Source organism: Gemmatimonadaceae bacterium (genome assembly GCA_020851035.1).
Taxonomy (GTDB): domain Bacteria; phylum Gemmatimonadota; class Gemmatimonadetes; order Gemmatimonadales; family Gemmatimonadaceae; genus JACMLX01.
In genome coordinates this window covers 1-17131 of record JADZDM010000024.1, presented here as the reverse complement: position 1 = coordinate 17131, position 17131 = coordinate 1, and the positions used below count along the sequence as shown (strand labels likewise).

Annotated in this window: 15 protein-coding genes; 9 read left to right on the top strand and 6 right to left on the bottom strand. The window is 71.6% G+C overall.

Annotated features, from left to right (window positions below; translation table 11 throughout):
* Nucleotides 1–22 precede the first annotated feature (22 nt).
* Nucleotides 23–955, top strand: a complete 933-nt coding sequence (locus IT355_16765; protein ID MCC7054927.1) for an EamA family transporter — start codon at nt 23–25, stop codon at nt 953–955.
* 16 nt (nt 956–971) lie between these two features.
* On the opposite strand, the gene IT355_16760 is transcribed toward IT355_16765, so the two are convergent.
* The 3 genes from IT355_16760 to IT355_16750 all read right to left on the bottom strand — a co-directional run bounded on the left by IT355_16760 (nt 972) and on the right by IT355_16750 (nt 5010).
* Nucleotides 972–1886: a DNA-3-methyladenine glycosylase 2 family protein gene (locus IT355_16760; GenBank protein MCC7054926.1), complete on the bottom strand. Its 915-nt coding sequence runs from the start codon at nt 1884–1886 to the stop codon at nt 972–974.
* Entirely contained in the window at nt 1886–2809 is a 924-nt protein-coding gene (locus tag IT355_16755; GenBank protein MCC7054925.1) for a methylated-DNA--[protein]-cysteine S-methyltransferase, read from the bottom strand. Before IT355_16755 ends, IT355_16760 begins: the two co-directional genes overlap by 1 nt.
* Before the next feature lie 104 nt (nt 2810–2913).
* Nucleotides 2914–5010 (bottom strand): TonB-dependent receptor, encoded by a 2097-nt coding sequence (locus tag IT355_16750; protein MCC7054924.1) that lies wholly within the window; start codon nt 5008–5010, stop codon nt 2914–2916.
* A gap of 195 nt (nt 5011–5205) precedes the next feature.
* On the opposite strand from IT355_16750, the gene IT355_16745 reads away from it, so the two are divergent.
* From IT355_16745 to IT355_16720, 6 genes are all read left to right on the top strand, one after another.
* On the top strand, nt 5206–6117 hold the full coding sequence (locus IT355_16745; protein MCC7054923.1) for a trypsin-like peptidase domain-containing protein: 912 nt from the start codon (nt 5206–5208) through the stop codon (nt 6115–6117).
* 3 nt (nt 6118–6120) lie between these two features.
* Nucleotides 6121–6753: a response regulator transcription factor gene (locus IT355_16740; protein ID MCC7054922.1), complete on the top strand. Its 633-nt coding sequence runs from the start codon at nt 6121–6123 to the stop codon at nt 6751–6753.
* A gap of 111 nt (nt 6754–6864) precedes the next feature.
* Nucleotides 6865–8331, top strand: coding sequence for an amidohydrolase (locus IT355_16735; protein MCC7054921.1), 1467 nt, complete (start codon nt 6865–6867; stop codon nt 8329–8331).
* Nucleotides 8332–8359: 28 nt separating this feature from the next.
* The gene (locus IT355_16730; GenBank protein MCC7054920.1) at nt 8360–8845 is read left to right on the top strand and encodes a DinB family protein; all 486 of its coding nucleotides are present in this window, start codon (nt 8360–8362) and stop codon (nt 8843–8845) included.
* Nucleotides 8846–9111: 266 nt separating this feature from the next.
* A complete protein-coding gene (locus IT355_16725; GenBank protein ID MCC7054919.1) occupies nt 9112–9873 on the top strand; it encodes a DNA alkylation repair protein in 762 nt (253 codons plus the stop codon).
* A gap of 94 nt (nt 9874–9967) precedes the next feature.
* Complete coding sequence (locus IT355_16720; GenBank protein MCC7054918.1) at nt 9968–10843, top strand: sugar phosphate isomerase/epimerase; 876 nt, start codon at nt 9968–9970, stop codon at nt 10841–10843.
* A 222-nt stretch (nt 10844–11065) separates the two neighbouring features.
* On the opposite strand, the gene IT355_16715 is transcribed toward IT355_16720, so the two are convergent.
* Nucleotides 11066–12127 (bottom strand): oxidoreductase, encoded by a 1062-nt coding sequence (locus tag IT355_16715; protein ID MCC7054917.1) that lies wholly within the window; start codon nt 12125–12127, stop codon nt 11066–11068.
* Between the two features lie 25 nt (nt 12128–12152).
* Nucleotides 12153–13028: a tetratricopeptide repeat protein gene (locus IT355_16710; GenBank protein ID MCC7054916.1), complete on the bottom strand. Its 876-nt coding sequence runs from the start codon at nt 13026–13028 to the stop codon at nt 12153–12155.
* A gap of 111 nt (nt 13029–13139) precedes the next feature.
* Between IT355_16710 and IT355_16705 the strand changes: the two genes are divergently transcribed.
* Together IT355_16705 and cysK are read left to right on the top strand one after the other, a co-directional pair.
* A complete protein-coding gene (locus IT355_16705; GenBank protein MCC7054915.1) occupies nt 13140–13976 on the top strand; it encodes a serine acetyltransferase in 837 nt (278 codons plus the stop codon).
* The gene (gene cysK / locus IT355_16700; protein ID MCC7054914.1) at nt 13973–14902 is read left to right on the top strand and encodes a cysteine synthase A; all 930 of its coding nucleotides are present in this window, start codon (nt 13973–13975) and stop codon (nt 14900–14902) included. Before IT355_16705 ends, cysK begins: the two co-directional genes overlap by 4 nt.
* 7 nt (nt 14903–14909) lie before the next feature.
* On the opposite strand, the gene IT355_16695 is transcribed toward cysK, so the two are convergent.
* Nucleotides 14910–16991 carry a response regulator gene (locus tag IT355_16695; protein MCC7054913.1) on the bottom strand — a complete coding sequence of 694 codons (2082 nt, stop codon included), beginning with the start codon at nt 16989–16991 and terminating at the stop codon, nt 14910–14912.
* Nucleotides 16992–17131 lie beyond the last annotated feature (140 nt).

Here is a 17131-nt window from a genome sequence, read left to right as displayed (position 1 = left end):
GCGGGCCGGTTAGCTTCGTGGCATGCCCCACGAGCGACCGGCTCCCCCCCCTCGCCTGCTGGTGATCGCGGCGTTCGCGGCACTCTACGTCATCTGGGGCAGTACCTACCTCGGGATGAAGATCACCTCCGAGACGATGCCGCCGTGGCCGATGATCGCGGCACGGCACTCGCTGGCCGGGGTCGTGCTCTACACCGTGCTGCGGCTCTCCGGCACGCCGGCACCCGAGCGCGCGCACTGGAAGGGCGGCGTGCTGGGTGGGTTCATGCTGCTGGTGATCGGCAACGGGATGGTGGCGTACAACGCCCACCGGATTCCCAGCGGCCTCTCGAGCATGGTCGTCGCCACCACGCCGCTGTGGATCGTGCTCGTGGCCAGCGTCCGGCCCGGCGGGCGCCCGCCGCTGGTGAAGGAGTGGATCGGGCTGGCACTCGGCCTCGCGGGGCTCGGCCTGCTCGCCGGTCCCGGCATCGTGGCGGCGCTGCGCGGTGGCGCGGCCGACATCGACACCGCCGCCGTCGGGCTCGTGCTGCTCGGTGCCATGAGCTGGGGTGCCGGTTCCGTGCTGGGCCGCGAGCTGCCGCGCCCCGCCAACGCGTTCATGGGCAGCGCGCTGCAGATGCTCGTCGCCGGGGCCTTCCTCACCATCGCCTGCACCGTCACCGGTGCCTGGCGCGACGTGCACTTCGCCGCCATCTCGGTCCGGTCGTGGGCCGCGTTCTGGTACCTGATCCTCTTCGGCAGCCTGCTCGGCTTCACCGCCTACATCTGGCTGCTGCGGGTGTCGAAGACCTCACACGTCGCGACGTACGCCTACGTGAACCCGATCGTCGCGCTGCTGCTCGGCGCCTCCATCGGGCACGAGTCCATCACCGGGCTGATGCTGGTGGCGGCTGTGATCACGCTGCTCGGCGTGGTGCTGGTCGTGATGCCGCCGCTCCGCTCGCGCGCCTGACGGCACCACGCCGGTGTCACTCGCGCTTTCCGAGTGACTCCCAGAGGTGCAGCGTGGCGTAAGCGCGCCATGGGCGCCACGCCTCGGCCCGCGCGAGGATGTCCCGCCGTGCGATGCCGGCGCTGTCCATCGCCTTGAGCACACCGAGGTCGGCGGCCGGAAATGCGTCGCGGTCACCGAGTGCGCGCATGCGGACGTAGTGTGCCGTCCACGGCCCGATGCCCGGGAGCGCGACCAGCGTCGCCTCCGCCTCGTCGGTCGGCGCGCCACGGAGCGCCTCCAGGTCGATGGCGCCGGTCGCGACAGCGACACTCACGCCGTGCAGCGTCGCGGACTTCGCGTTCGTGAGCCCGATGGTGCGCAGCGTTGCCGCACCGGCCTCCGCCAGCACCGCCGGTGACGGGAAGCCGTACATCGGTGGACCCGCGTCGTGCGCGGCCAGCGGCGTGCCGAACGCGCGCACGAGCCGGTCGGTCATGGTGCTCGCACCCACCACGCTCACCTGCTGCCCGAGCACCGCGCGGATCAGCCCCTCGAACGGGTCGAGCAGCTGCGGCAAGCGCAACGCCGGACGCGCACGGAGCATCGGCCCCAGCACACGGTCCCGCATCACCAGCGCCCGGAATGCGGCGAGGTCGGTGGTGAGGTCGAAGCTGCGTTCCACCAGCGCACGGATCTCCGCCGCCGGCAGCGCGGGACGGGTGCGGGCCAGCAGCGCATGGCCATCCGCATCGTGGGCCAGGTCGAGGAGGAGGTGCCGGCCGCTGGCGTGGTCGCGCACGCTCCGCAGGTACTGCGCGCCAGCGATCCGCTCGAGCGAGTCCACCGTGCGCACCACCAGGTACCGCAGCGTCCATCGCACGTCGACGTCGGCTGGCAGCGGGATGCGCACGCGCCGCGACCAGGGCGGCACGACGGACGGACCGGCCATCAGCGCGTGACGCGGCGACGGACCGCCGCCGGCGGCGCGCCGTCGCCGCGGGGCGTGTTCGCGCCCTCGACCCGCAACAGCGCCTTCTTGATCTGATTGCCCCAGCGATAACCGCTCATCGTGCCATCGGAGTGGATCACGCGGTGACACGGAATCACCACCGCCACCCGGTTCGTCGCGCAGACGTTTGCCACGGCCCGCGCCGCACCCGGCTTGCCGACGGCGGCGGCGATCTGCGAATAGCTGCGCGTCTCGCCGAACGGAATGGCGATCAGCGCGTCCAGCACGCGCTGCTGGAAGGCGGTCACCTGCAGGTCCACCGCCACCGCCAGCGCGGCAGCGTCTCCCCGCAGGCGCGCGAGCACGGCCTCGAGCATCGGGGCCAGCGCGCCCCGCTCGTCGGGCACCACGGTGGCCCGCGGAAACTCGGCGGCCAGTTCGCCCACCAGCACCGCGTCGCTGGCCGCCAGCGACACCCAGCAGAGGCCCACGTCGGTGGCGCCGATCACCAGCCGCCCGAGCGGGGTGTCGGCGGCGGCCCAGCGGATCGTGGCCCCCTCGCCACCACGCCGGTACACGCTGGGTGTCATGCCCAGGTGGTGGGTGGCGTCGGCGTAGGCGCGACTGGATGCCGCATAGCCGGCATCGAAGGTGGCCGCACTCACCGTGCGCGCGTCACGCAGCGCGCGACGGAAGCTCTCGGCGCGACGGCTGCGCAGGTACGCCGCCGGTGAGGCGCCCACGATCTGGGTGAACAGGCGCTGCAGGTGCGCCGGGCTCATCTCCACCGCATCGGCCAGTTCCTGCAGCGGAATGCGGCCTTCCCGCCCATGTGCCACCGCGTCGTCCAGCAGCGCACGTGCGCGCAGCACCGCGCGCTCGGCGCGTGTCTGCTCGATCGGGACCGTCTGGACCAGAGGCATGGCGGGGAAGCTGGCAGCGCGCATCGGGATCTCCAAGTGAAGGTCCCGCATGCTCGCCGCCGGTCCGTGGCTGCGCCTCCCGAATCGTGCGATGCCCGGGCGGGCTACCGGAGTTCGAAGCCCATGCGGAAGGTCCGCCCGGGCTGCGGCAGCCCGCACTGGTCGTACACGGTGCGGTTGGCCACGTTGTCCAGCGCCAGCGTCGTGACGATGCGCTGCACGAGCCCCCCCCGTCGCAGCGCGAACCCGCGCGACAGCGCCGCGTCGCCGGTCGTCTGCCCCGCCAGCTTCACGGTGGTGCCGAGGTCGGGATGCAGGCAGTACTGCGCCCCGGTGTGACGCGAGACCACGCTGCCCCGGATGCCGGCCACGATCGGTGCGCCGATGGCAAGCGCGCCGCGGAACTCCGGGTTGTGCTCGGGACGACGTGCGTTGTCGGCGTCGCCGGTGATGGTGTTGTCGTGGACCCGGATGCGCTGGATCGTGCCGTCGGCAGTGACCGTCACCCCGGACAGCGATGGCGGCGACCAGCTCACCGCGCCCTCGAAACCGGCGCTGCGGATCTGGTCACGGTTGATCCGCCGGAAGAGTCGGCTGGGCAGCGTGATGCGCACCACGGCATCATCCAGGCGGTGGCGGAAGCCGACGGCCTGGACCTGCAGTCCGTGGCGCTCCAGCACCGCACCGGTCATGGTGACACCGGCCTCGATGCCCAGCAGCGTCTCGGGTCGCAGCAGCGGATTGGGATCGAATCGGCTCAGCGCGCCGCTGTACAGCTCACGCAGCGCCGGGAATCGCGCACGCTCACTGGCCGACAGGTGCAGCCGCACGCCCGGGCGGGCGAGGAAGGTCGTGCCCACGCGCCAGCCGGCCTTGCTCAGCGTGCCGAGGCTGACCTTGCCGCCGGTCTTCGGCGAGCGCGCCGCGTCGCGCACCGCGCCACCGCTCACGAGCAGCCGCGAGGTGACCGGCACTTCCACCTCGGCGCCGAGGCTGGTCAGTCGCTGCTGGTATTCCGACGCCACCGACGTGGCGAGCTGCGCGTCCAGCGTCTCGTCATAGCGCACGTCGTTGGTCGTGCCGCCGATCCTGAGCTGGCCGCCGCGCGGCAGCGAATGTGACGCCTGGACGCGCGCCGTGCGCGTCTCCTCGTCGCCGAGTTCGCGCGTGCTCACGGTCGTGAACGTGCGCGACGAGTAGCTCTCGATCTCGACGTCACTGCGGTTCGCGCCGACGCTGGCCTGGAGCGTGCCGTAGCCGAATGGCGTGGTGCGAACGCCGGTCCCGGCGGACAGGATCCCGAGCTGGCGCCCCTGCTGCGGGTAGCGCCAGAAGCGCGGTGCCCGGATGTGCTGTTCCGGCGCGACGCCACGACGGGCATCGTTGGCCGCCAGCGTCAGGCCCACGAAGGCGCCGCTGCCGTGGTCGTACCGCAGCGCTCCGAAGCCATCCACCTGCCGCAGGTCGGTGTTCGTGCGCAGCTGCGAGTCGCGGGCATCACCCGGATCGGCGGCGCCACCCGTCACCCCGTCACCGGCATCACCACCGCTGCGCGCGAACCCCGGTCGCTCGCGATACGTCGCGCCGGCCCGGACGCGGAACGTGCCGCCCCCGAGCGCGATCGGCGCGCTGGCGGTTGCCGACAGCACGCGCCCGGCGAACTGGTCGAGTCCACTGCCGAAATAGGCCGTGGGCGGCGGTGCCGCGGCACCGCGCACGAGCGGATCGTTGAGATGCAGCTCGATCACGCCACCAAGCGTGTTCGGTCCGGCCAGCACCGTCCCCAGTCCCCGCACGATCTGGATCCGGTCCACGCCGGTGGTCGGGAAGAGCGATGGATCGCTGCGATGATCCCAGCCGAGTGTGATCGGCAGGCCGTCCACCAGCACCGCCGCCTGGCGCGAGTCGGAGCCCCGCACCGACAACTCCATCTCGCCGCGCGAGTTCTGTCGCACGAGCACGAACGGCGATTGCCGCAGCACCTGGTCGAGCAGTGGCGACGGCATGAGCGGCATCGGCAGGCTGTCCGGTCGCAGCACGATCGCGCTGGCCCCGCCGACGACACTCGGCGTGCGATTGCTCCGCACCGTGACCGGTTCGATGCGCCGCGCCACCGAGTCACGCGCCTGCGCCGACACGCTGCGGCCCGTGGTGACGGTGGCGCAGAGGAGGACGAGGGACAGCAGCGGACGTCGGGGCATGCGGGGGCGGGACGAAGGTGTCGGGGAGCGACCGCACGGGCTACGCACGATATTCATGAAATGTTCAGGAATGGCAACCCGACCCTGTCCGTTCGTCCGATGTCGGCGCCCCCCACTGCAGGCCACCCTTCCTCCCGACGCACCGGAGACCTGCCGTGCGTGTACCACGGTTCGCCACACCCAACCCCCCGTGCCATGTCGTCACTCGCCGCCTTCTCAGATCAGCTCGCTGATGCGGTCAGCGCCGCTGCCGCCAGCGTCGTCGCCGTCCACGCCCGTCCCCGACTCGCCAGCACCGGCGTGCACTGGCGCGATGGCGTGATCGTCACCACCGACGCCACCGTGAAGCGCACCGACGACATCGCCGTCACCATGCCCGACGGCACGCGCGTCACCGCCACGCTGGCTGGCCGCGATGCCGGCACCGACCTCGCCGCCCTGCGGATCCCGACCGGGCTCCTGCCCGTCGCGCCCAGGGCCGCCGCCGCCGACCTCCGCCCCGGCCACCTCGTCCTCGCCCTCGCCCGCACCGGCGGCGACGGGCATCACGCCACCGCCGGCGTCGTGAGCAGCGTCGGCGAGGCCTGGCGCACCTGGCGCGGCGGCACCCTCGACCGGCGCATCCAGAGCGACATCGAGCTCTTTCCCGGCTTCGGCGGCGGCCCCCTCGTCACCGCCAGTGGTGGCGTCGCGGGCATCAACTCCGGCGGCATGAGCAAGCCGCTCTGCGTCACCATCCCCGACACCACCATCGACCGCATCCTCGACGCCGTCCTCAATCGCGGCTACGTGGCTCGCGGCTGGCTTGGCGCCAGCATGCAGTCCGTGCGGTTCTCCGACAGCGCCACCGCCAAGCTCGGCTTCGACGGTCGCGGCGGCCTGGTGGTGCTGGACGTGGAGCACGACAGCCCGGCGGCACACGGCGGTGTCATGATCGGCGACGTGCTGGTGCGCATCGACGAGGTCCGCATCGCGCAGCACGACGACGTGCTCGCCTTCCTCGGCAGCGACCGAGTGGGGACCACGGTGCAGCTGCAGGTGGTGCGCGGCGGCGAGGTGGTGATCCTGCCGGTGACGATCGGGGAACGTCCACGCACGGCCCGCTGACCCTTGCCCGATGACCGGATCCACCTGACGCTCGGGGCGATGCCCGCCGTGGTGCGGGCGCGCCTCGGCGCGGGATTCATCGGGCATGAGGCGGTGCTGCTGGACGACGGGCGCGCGCACCGGGCGCCGCGCCCGCACGCCGCCCACGCCGTCTACGTCACCGAGTGGCCCAACGCCGACGAGGCGAGCGGCCCGCGCACGCCCACTATCCACCTCGTCGACCCCGGTGTGCACCCGCCCGCGACGCAGCTCGCCCGCGGCAGCACCGCCTGGCTCCCGCTCGACTGCGATGCCGACGACGTGGTCGCCGCGGCGCACGCCGTGCTGCGCGGACTCACGGTGGTCGCGCCGTCGGTGCTCCCGCCGTCAGGCGCCCCCCGCGACCGGACGCCGCGCCGCGAGCTGCGCGCAGAGCTCCCCGACGCGGCCGACGGTGACCCCCGCCTCACCGACCGCGAACTCGAGGTGCTCCGGGCACTGGCCGAGGGGCTGGGCAACAAGCAGATCGGCGGCCGGCTCGGCATCAGCCCGAGCACGGTCAAGTACCACCTGCAGGCGATCTTCGCCAAGCTCGCCGTGCGCACCCGCAGCGAGGCGGTGTCGTACGGCCTCCGGCACGGGATCGTGCCGCTCTGACGGATCGGGGCAGGCGTCAGGGATTCGCGGATCGCGGCCGGGAGTGCACGACGACAAGTTACGGGGATGGACCCGCACACCGCGGTTCCCTGACGCCCTGCCTCCCCTGGAATGCCGCGACGCTCCCACGCTGCCCTGCTGTTCGCCGCCGGCCTGCTCGCCGCGGTGCCGCTCGCTGCCCAGCTCCCGAAGCCGGCCGCCGGCACGGCGCCGATGCTCGCCACCCTCGATGCCGGCACCGGCCACTTCGCCACGGTCGCGAAGCAGATCTGGGACTGGGCCGAGGTGGGCTACATGGAGGTGCGCAGCTCGGCGCTGCTGCAGTCGGAGCTGCGCACGGCCGGCTTCCGCGTCACGGCCGGCGTGGCCGGTGAACCCACCGCATTCGTCGCCGAGTACGGCAGTGGCAAACCCGTCATCGCAATCCTCGGCGAGTTCGATGCCCTGCCCGGCCTGTCGCAGGCGAACACGCCGGAACGGAACGCGCTCGTCGCCGGAGGGCCCGGGCACGGCTGCGGCCACCATCTCTTCGGCACCGCCAGCACCGCCGCCGCCATCGCGCTGAAGGAGTGGATGATCGCCAACCACGTCGCCGGCACCTTGCGCATGATCGGCACGCCGGCCGAGGAAGGGGGCGGCGGCAAGGTCTACATGGTGCGTGATGGCGTGTTCAACGACGTGGATGCCGTGATCGCCTGGCATCCCGGCGACGCGAACGAGGTCTCGGGCAATCGCTCGATGGCGAACATCTCGGGCAAGTTCCGCTTCCACGGACTGAGCGCCCACGCGGCCGCCTCGCCGGAGCGCGGCCGGTCGGCGCTGGACGGTGTGGAAGTGATGAACGTGATGACGAACTACATGCGCGAGCACATCCCCGATGGCAGCCGCATCCACTACGTCATCACCAGCGGGGGCCGCGCGCCGAACGTGGTGCCCGACGAGGCGGAGGTCTATTACTACGCCCGGCACGTGGACATGCGGGTGGTGCGCGACATCTGGGAGCGGATCACGAACGCCGCCCGCGGGGCCGCGATCGGCACCGGCACCACCTTCGACCTCCAGCTGGTGGGATCGGTCTACGCCATGCAGCCCAACGAGGTGCTGGCGCGGGTGCAGCAGCGGGCCCTGGAGCGGGTGGGCGGCTACACCTACACCCCCGAGGAGCGCGCCTTCGCCGAGCGGCTCCAGAAGTCCACGGCGTTCACCGCCGTGCCGCTGGAGACCACCGCGCGCATCAAGCCGCTGGTGCTGGACCAGGCCGACGCCGGCTCGACCGATGTCGGCGACGTGAGCTGGGTGGTGCCCACCGTGCAGCTCAGCGCCGCCACCTGGGTGCCGGGCACGGCGGCCCACTCGTGGCAGGCCGTGGCGGCCGGTGGCATGAGCATCGGCACGAAGGGCATGATGATCGCAGCGAAGACCATGGCCCTCACCGCGGCCGACCTGTTCACGTCACCGGCGACGATCGAGGCGGCGAAGGCGGAACTGAACCGCCGCCGCGGGCCGGGGTTCACCTACACCACCGCGCTCGGCTCGCAGAAGCCGCAGCTCGACTACCGGAAGGGCAGCGTCCCCTGAACCGCGCCACACGGCGAGGAGAAGTACCATGCTGACGGAACTGCGACGCCTGCGGGAACACCTCGCCTGGGCGGACGATGCGATGCTCGACGCGCTCGCCTCCGCGCCGGATTGGCCGGCCGAGGCCGCGCGCGAGTTCGCGCACGTGCTCGGCTCCGACGAGAACTGGCTGGCCCGCATCGAGGGACGTGGGCCGCGCTGCCCGATCTGGCCGGACTCGGACCAGGACTACATCCGGCAGCTCGCACTCGACGTGCGTGTGGGCTATGCGCGCCACCTCGACACCCTGATCGAGGCCGACCTGCTGCGGGTGGTGACGTACACCAACACCGCCGGCATCTCCTTCGAGACGCCGGTGCGGGACATCCTGTACCAGGTGTTCCTGCACGCGCACTACCATCGGGGCAAGGTGAACCTGCTGCTGAAGCAGGCCGGCATCGCGCCGGCGCCGGTGGACTACATCGCGTATGCACGCGGGTTCCCGACCGCAGTCACGAAGGTCGGGGCGCGGTAGGCGGCAGCGGATCACGGGTATCTGCGGGGCAAGACGACTTGGAAGCGGGCATGCCTCCGTTCAAGGGGGCATGGATTCGAACCGTCGTGCGGTGCAGCTGCTCGGACGTCTGTCGCATCAGTGGCATCGTGGAAACCAACAATCCGTCTCGTCACACCGACGCAGCGACCTTGCACACCAATCGTCCACGCCGTTCAAGGGGACGAAGATCGTGACCTCTCGGGCAGGCACACACCAGGAACCGTCGGCTGACATCGGGGCCGTGCGTGGCACACGCTGAGCCGACGCCGGTCCCGCCGACGCTCGCGCACCTGCGCCGTGCCCTGCGCGCACAGGTCGATCCGCGGCGGGCCGAGCAGGCACCGCGCTACTTCCAGGCCGGCCCCGGGCAGTACGCCGAGGGTGACGCGTTTCTCGGGGTGTCGGTGCCGGCCACGCGCGCAATCGTGCGCGCGAACCGCACCGTCACGCTCGGCACGTGCGTCACACTGCTCCGCTCGAAGTGGCATGAGGAGCGCCTCCTGGCGTTGCTGTCGATGGTGCAGCTGCACCGGCGCGGCGACACCGCGGTGCAGCAGGCGGTGTTCGACGCCTGCATGGCGAACCTCCGCCACATCGACAACTGGGACCTCGTCGACTCGTCGGCCGAGCACCTCATCGGCACGCACGTGCCGTCAGGCGACCTGCGCCTCCTGGAGCGCCTCGCGGCGTCGGGGAACCTGTGGGAGCGGCGCATCGCGATCCTCTCCACCTTCCATCACCTGCGCCGTGGTGAGGTCGCACCCACGCTCCACATCGCGCAGTTGCTGCTGGAGGATCCGCACCCGCTGATCCACAAGGCGACCGGCTGGCTGCTGCGCGAAGTCGGCGAGCGCGACCGGCCCGCGCTGCTGGCCTTCCTCGACGCGCACTGGCGACAGATGCCGCGTACCGCCGTGCGCTACGCCATCGAGAAGTTCACGCCGCGGGCGCGGGAGCAGTACAGAACGGTCGCGAAGGCCGGGCGGGTGGATTCCCGTCCCGGGTAGATTTCCGCAGCACTCAGCACGGCGAGCGCCGAGAAGACGCCGGCCCCGCACAACCGTCCGTGGACGCCCACCCACCAGACCTCCGGAGCCCGACATGGAACGCCGCACCTTCCTCCAGGCCGCCGTCGCCGCGGCCACCGTGCCCGGGCTGCTGCAGCACGCCGGCAAGGAACCGCCGTTCCGCATCTCGCTCGCCCAGTGGTCGTTCCACAAGGCGCTCTTCGCGAAGGAGATGGAACACCTCGACTTCGCCCGAATCGCCCGGCGCACCTACGGCATCAAGGCCATCGAGTACGTCAACATCTTCTTCAAGGACAAGGCCACCGACGCCGCCTACCTGGCCGAGATGAACCGGCGCGCGCGCGACGAAGGCGTCTACCAGCACCTGATCATGGTCGACGGCGAGGGCGCGCTCGGCGATCCCGATGCCGCGAAGCGCGCCCAGGCCGTGGACAACCACCGCAAGTGGCTCGACGCCGCCAAGACCCTCGGCTGCGCCACCATCCGCGTCAACGCGCAGAGCACCGGCACCCCCGACGAGCAGCAGAAGCTCGCCGCCGACGGCCTCCGCCGCCTGGTGGAGGTCGCCGCGCCGATGCAGCTCAACGTGATCGTCGAGAACCACGGCGGCCTCTCCTCACACGGCGACTGGCTGGTGGGCGTGATGCAGCGCGTGGACCACCCGCGCATGGGCACCCTCCCCGACTTCGGCAACTTCTACGACTACGACCGCTACCAGGCCGTGACCGAGATGATGCCGTACGCCAAGGCGGTGAGCGCCAAGTCGTTCGAGTTCGACGCCGCCGGCAACGAGACGACCATCGACTTCCCGCGCATGCTGCGCATCGTCCTCGCCGCCCGCTTCCACGGCTGGGTGGGGATCGAGTTCGAGGGCGAGCGCACCCCCGAGCCCGACGGCGTCCGCGGCACCCTCGCGCTCCTCAAGCGGCTCCAGTCCGAGCTCGCATAGCTGCGACCCGACTGCAACGTCAACGTCAACGGCAACCGCAACGGCTTAGACGCAAAGACGCAAAGGGGACGCAAAGGACGCGAAGAACAGCGTTGTTGGGGAACTTCGTGCGCGCTCGAGCTTCCGAGCCCACGCACGCATTTCCTACACGCCCTTCTTTGCGTCCTTCGCGCCCCTTTGCGTCTTTGCGTCGAAGCGGTTGCCGTTGCGAAACTGAGCCGGTCAGGCGATCGCGATCTCGGAGCGCGCCAGTGCGCTCTGCACGCCGGCCGCGATCAGGCGCATGACGTCGAGCGCCTCGGCGCCCGGGACGGGGTTGGGGCCGGCACCGAGGATCGCGTCGCGCACGCCGGCATAGTAGGCGCGATAGTCACCCGGCGGCCCGCTGATCGTGCGCGTCGTCAGGTCGTCACCGGCCACCCGCGTGAGCGTGCCGGGACGCGGATCCACGCCCCAGTGCGCGTCACCCGGCGTGCGGCCCGCCTTCAGCGCATCCTCCTGGCTGTCCAGCCCCTGCTTCACGAAGCTGCCGCGTGTGCCGTGCACGGCGAACCGCAGGTCGTGTGCGGCCACCAGCGCCGACCCGTGCAGCAGCACGCGCAGCCGCGGATAGCGCAGCGTCGCGTGGAAGTAGTCGTCGGTCTCGGCGCCGTCGCGCTGCACCGCGATGTCGGCGGTGATGCCGAGCGGCATCCCGAAGAGTTGCAGCGCCTGGTCCACCAGGTGCGGGCCCAGGTCGTACCACAGGCCGGCGCCCGGGCCTGCCTTCTCACGCCACCGGTCACGCACGTCCAGCCGGAAGCGGTCGAAGTGACTCTCGTACTGCGTCACCACACCCAGGTCCCCCGCCGTCACCAGCCCGCGCAACGTCAGGAAGTCGCTGTCGTAGCGACGGTTGTGGAACACCGACAGCACCCGGCCCGCCGCCTCGGCATGGGCGATCACGTCCACCGCCTCGGCCACCGTCACCGTGAACGGCTTGTCCACCACCACGTGCTTCCCGGCATCCAGGGCGGCATGCGCCTGTGCCGCGTGCACGGCATTCGGTGTCGCGATCACCACCAGGTCGACCGCCGCATCCGCCAGCGCCGCGTCGAGCGTCGGGGCCACCTGCACCTGCGGCAGGTCGGCGTGCACCGCGTGCGCGTTGGATGACACCACCGTGTGCAGGTGCAGCCCCTCCACCGCCATGACCAGTGGCGCATGGAACACCTTCCCCACGAACCCGTAGCCTACCAGCGCCACGTTCAGCGGCACGCCTGGCGCGCGGAGCGGTTCCGTCATCGCGCGGCGCCGACGCCGCTGTGCGTCAGGCCTTCCGGCGCCACGCGTCGATCATCGGGAGTGATGCACCGAGCACCGTCAGGGCCAGCGGCAGCACCACACCGACCCAGCCGCTGGCGATGAGCAGGAGGCCGCAGGCCACCAGCACCGTGCCGGCAATCACCATCGTCTCCTCGCGCCGCGCCATCACGCGTCCGTAGAGCGACGAGGCCAGGCGGCGATGCACCGGGCGCAGGCGCGTCTTCGTCACCTCGAGCCCCTCGAGCGCCCAGGCGTTGGTCGGGTCCAGCTCGCGCGCCTGCTCGAACTCGCTGCGTGCGCTCGTCACGTCGCCGGATTCCAGCAGCGTCCAGGCGTGGCCCGTGCGTGCGAGCGCGTTGGCGGGATACTGCTGCGCGAACGCGCGCCAGGTGTCGCCGGCCCGCACGTCCAGGCCACGTCCCGCCGCGATCGCGGCGCGCAGCGGCATCAGCTCCTCGTCATCGGCACCGTGTGATGCGGCATCCGCCACCGCGGCGCGCGCCGACTCCCACTGCGACTTCTGCAGGAACACCCGCGCCCGCAACACGTGCGTGTCCGACTCCTCGGGGTCGAGCGCCACCGCCCGCTCGGCCGCGCGATGCGCGCCGGCCAGGTCGTTCGCGCGCAGCAGCACCACCCCCCGCGTCCAGTGCGCGAAGGCCGCCATCGGCGCCTGTTCCACCGCCGTTGCACTGGCCAGCACGGCCCCCGGTGTGTCCCCCGTCTCGAGGAGCAGCAGGGCGCGCATCCCGCACAGCCACGCGTCACCCGGGTTGCTCACCAGGCAGCGGTTGAGCAGGTCCAGGCCGTCCGCGAACCGCGCGTCGGCAATGAGTTCGCCCAGGCGGGCGCTGATGAGTGTTTCGTCGAGCTGGGACATGCGATGGCGACACGGAGAGGAAGTCGGCCAGACAACAGAGCAATGGTCGGGCCAGCTCACTGTGGCGGAAACACAGGCAGCCCGATTGATGGAGAGAGTACCTTGAAACCCGTGTCGCACAACCGTGAGGCCTTCCTGGCCCAGCTGTCGGAGGCCCGCCGGGCCTCCACGCTCCCCCCGCGCCTGCATCTCGCCGCGCGGGACTGGATGCGGAGCGTCCTCACATTGCTCTTTCCTCATGCGGCGCCGCCGGGCGCGCCGGTCGACCCCGCCGGACTGTCCGCCGAGCACGACAGTGTGGCGCGGACGCTGCAGGGCGTGCTGCAGGACCTGCTCCCCGACCCCGACGCCGCCGCCCGCGTCACGGCGCAGGTGATGGACGCGCTCCCGGATATCCGCGTCCGTTTGTACGCTGATGCCGAGGCCATCCACCGCATGGACCCCGCCGCCCAGAGCGTCGACGAGGTCTTCCTCGCCTACCCCGGCTTCCTGGCCATCGCCTGCCACCGCGTGGCCAGCCCGCTCTGGCACCACCAGGTGCCGATCCTCCCGCGCCTCATCACCGAGTGGGCGCACGCGCGCACCGGCGTGGACCTGCACCCCGGTGCCACCATCGGCGACCGGTTCGCGATCGACCACGGCACCGGCATCGTCGTCGGCGAGACGGCGCGCATCGGGAACGACGTGCGCCTCTACCAGGGCGTGACGCTCGGCGCGCTCCGCGTGGCCAAGGCGCTCGCCAGCGTCCAGCGGCACCCCACGATCGAGGACGACGTGACGGTGTACGCCAACGCCACCATCCTCGGCGGCCGCACCGTCATCGGCCGCGGCAGCGTGATCGGCGGAAACGTCTGGCTCACGCACAGTGTTCCTCCCGGGTCGATCGTGACCCACGCGGTGCCGGACGAGCGGCTCCGCGACGACTTCCCACTGGAGTTCGAGATATGACGCGAGCCGCCTCCATCCTCGCCACCATCGGCAACACCCCGCACGTCCGCCTCGGCCGGCTGTTCGACGCGCGCGTGGAAGTCTGGATGAAACTCGAGCGTGCGAACCCCGGTGGCAGCATCAAGGACCGCATCGCGCTGTCCATGATCGAGGCCGCCGAGGCCAGTGGCCGGCTCACGAAGGACACCGTCATCATCGAGCCCACCAGCGGCAACACCGGCATCGGGCTCGCCATGGTCGCGGCGGTGAAGGGATACCGGCTGCTGCTGGTGATGCCCGAGAGCATGTCGATCGAGCGCCGGCGCGTGATGCTCGCCTACGGCGCCGGGTTCGAGCTCACGCCGCGCGAACTCGGCATGAAGGGCGCCATCGCGCGCGCCAACGAGCTCGTCGCCGCCACCCCCGGTGCGTGGATGCCCAGCCAGTTCGACAACGCCGCCAACATCGCGGTCCACCAGGCCACCACCGCGCGCGAGATCCTCGCCGACTTCCCCGAGGGGCTGGACTACCTCGTCACCGGCGTCGGCACCGGCGGCCACATCACCGGCGTGAGCGAGGTGCTGAAGCAGCACATCCCCGCGCTGAAGACCTACGCCGTCGAACCCGCGAAGTCTCCGGTGATCAGCGGCGGCGCCCCCGGCCCGCATCGCCTGCAGGGCATCGGGGCCGGCTTCATCCCGGCCAACCTGCACACCGCCACGCTCGATGGCTCCGTGCAGGTCACGGAGGAGGAGGCGTTCGACTTCGCGCGCCGGGCCGCGCGCGAGGAGGGGATCTTCATCGGTGCATCGAGCGGTGCCTCGCTGGCAGCCGTCGCGCAACTGCTGCCGGGCATGCCCGATGGCGCCCGCGTGCTCACCTTCTGCTACGACACCGGGGAGCGCTACCTCTCGGTCGACGGGCTCTTCCCCGTGCCCGCCACCTGAACACCACTCACACCGGTGCGGCAACCGGCGTGGCGTCCGGCGTGGCGCCACCGAGCTTGTGCGCCACGCTCGCCGCCAGCCGGCTCGCGGCAAACGGCTTCGAGAGGAAGTCGGTCTCGAGGTTGAATCCGGGCACCGCCTCGAGGGCCTCCTCGGGATATCCCGACATGAACAGCACCGGCAGTGACGGCCGCTCCGCACGCGCACGTGCCGCCAGCGCCGGGCCACCCAGCCCCGGCATCATCACGTCGGTGAGCAGCAGGTGCACATCGGCACCGTGCAGCTCCAGCTGGCGCAGCGCCTGCAGCCCGTCGGGAGCCAGGATCACGCGATAGCCCAGCCGGCCGAGCATCCGCGCCACCGTCGCGCGCGTGCCATCGTCGTCCTCGGCCACGAGGATGGTCGCGCCGCCACCCTGCGGCACCGTGGGCGCGATCGTCACCGGCTCGGTCAGCGCCCCCTGCGCGAAGGGAAACTCCAGCAGCACCGTGGTGCCATGTCCCACCGCCGACTCGATGTCGGCGCGGCCGCCCCCCTGCGCCACCATGCCGTGCACCGCCGCCAGCCCCAGCCCCGTGCCGCGCCCGCGTGGCTTGGTGGTGAAGAACGGCTCGAACACGCGCAGCCGTGTCGCCTCGTCCATGCCGCTGCCGTCGTCGCGCACGCGCAGCCGCACCCACTCCGAGCCGTCGTCGTTCGTCATGCGCACCACGGAGATGGCACAGGTGCCGCCGGCCGGCGTGGCGTCGCGGGCATTCGAGACGAGGTTCACCAGCGCCTGCTCCACCTGCCCCACGTCCGCGCGGATGCGGCAGTCCGGCTCCACGTCGAACGACAGCCGCAGCTGCTCACCCGCCACGCGCTGCAGCAGGCTGCGCAGGGTGAGCACCTGCGACGACACATCGAACACCCGCGGCTGCACCACGTCACGGCGCGCGAAGGCCAGCAACTGCCGCGTGAGCGTGGCGCCGCGCTCCTGTGCCGCCAGGATCTCGTCCAGCAGCGGGGCGTTGGCATCGTCGCGCAGCTCGTTGCGCAGCACCTCGGCCGAGGCCCCGACGATGGTGAGGATGTTGTTGAAGTCGTGCGCGATGCCCCCGGCGAGCTGCCCCACCGCCTCCAGGCGCTGGGCATGCGCGAGCTGCACCTCCATCTGGCGACGCGCCGCCTCACCGGCGGTCCGTTCCGACACGTCGCGCAACACGAGCTGCCGGCGTCCCTCCTCCATCGCACGCCAGGTCACCTCCAGCTCGGCCTGGTGGCCGTCGGCGCGCAGCAGCGACCAGGCGCGCGGCCGCTCACCGGTGTCGTGCAGCAGCGGCTCCAGCCGCTCCCCGTGCGCCGACCCGTTGCCCGCCGCCGCCAGCACCTCGGCGATGGTGTGGCCAACGCATTGCGCGCGCGACATCCCCAGCAGCCGCTCGGCGGCAGGATTCGCCACCTGCACCTGGTCCTGTGCGTCGAGCACGAGGATGCCGTCCGGCGCACGGTCGATCGTCTCCGCCAGTTCCCGCTCCTTGCGCAGCAGCTCGAGGAAGGCGCGGTCCACGATCGCGAACCCCAGCGACACCAGCGCCCAGACCGCGAGCGTGATCACCGTGTGCACGGTGAGCCAGTACAGCACATGGGCCGAGATACCCTCGCGGCGCACCGCCGGCGAGAGCAGCACCGCCAGCCAGGTGCTGGCCACGGTGAACGCCGCGAGCACCATCGAGTCCGGCGCCCGCAGCAGCAGCGCGGCGGCCACCAGCACCGCCGACCCCGCCAGCAGAGACGGCACGGGGAAGCTCTGCGCCGTCGCGAGCGACCAGTGCACCTCACACCAGAAGGCGAGCAGCGCGATCATTCCGCCCACGAACACGCGGCCGCGCGCCGTCACCAGGCTGCCAACCGCGGACACCGCCGCGGCCGCCAGCAGCACGCGCGGATCGTGTTCGCCAGCCTTGCCACCAGCGGCGTAGTTCACCAGCGCGAGCACGAGGTAGGCGGCGGTGCCGATGGCCGTGCCGATCAGCACCCACCGTCGCGTGTCGACGTAGCGAAATCTGAGCTTGCGCGGATCCACACGCTGCACTGGATTCGTCTGCACTCCCTACGCTATCCCGACTGGTGCACCTCCGCCACACGCGGCGTCATTCCCATTCGGCGCAGGTGCGTGCAAAACACCCGTTCACGCGCACACGCCCGGCCGCCTCGCACGGAGGCGGCCTGCGGAGCGGCACGGTGCGG

Coding starts and splice junctions, on each gene's coding strand:
- IT355_16710 (MCC7054916.1), bottom strand. CDS start 13,028: ATGTCCCAGCTCGACGAAACACTCATCAGCGCCCGCCTGGGCGAACTC.
- IT355_16745 (MCC7054923.1), top strand. CDS start 5,206: ATGTCGTCACTCGCCGCCTTCTCAGATCAGCTCGCTGATGCGGTCAGC.
- cysK (MCC7054914.1), top strand. CDS start 13,973: ATGACGCGAGCCGCCTCCATCCTCGCCACCATCGGCAACACCCCGCAC.
- IT355_16730 (MCC7054920.1), top strand. CDS start 8,360: ATGCTGACGGAACTGCGACGCCTGCGGGAACACCTCGCCTGGGCGGAC.
- IT355_16760 (MCC7054926.1), bottom strand. CDS start 1,886: ATGGCCGGTCCGTCCGTCGTGCCGCCCTGGTCGCGGCGCGTGCGCATC.
- IT355_16750 (MCC7054924.1), bottom strand. CDS start 5,010: ATGCCCCGACGTCCGCTGCTGTCCCTCGTCCTCCTCTGCGCCACCGTC.
- IT355_16735 (MCC7054921.1), top strand. CDS start 6,865: ATGCCGCGACGCTCCCACGCTGCCCTGCTGTTCGCCGCCGGCCTGCTC.
- IT355_16720 (MCC7054918.1), top strand. CDS start 9,968: ATGGAACGCCGCACCTTCCTCCAGGCCGCCGTCGCCGCGGCCACCGTG.
- IT355_16715 (MCC7054917.1), bottom strand. CDS start 12,127: ATGACGGAACCGCTCCGCGCGCCAGGCGTGCCGCTGAACGTGGCGCTG.
- IT355_16755 (MCC7054925.1), bottom strand. CDS start 2,809: ATGCCTCTGGTCCAGACGGTCCCGATCGAGCAGACACGCGCCGAGCGC.
- IT355_16765 (MCC7054927.1), top strand. CDS start 23: ATGCCCCACGAGCGACCGGCTCCCCCCCCTCGCCTGCTGGTGATCGCG.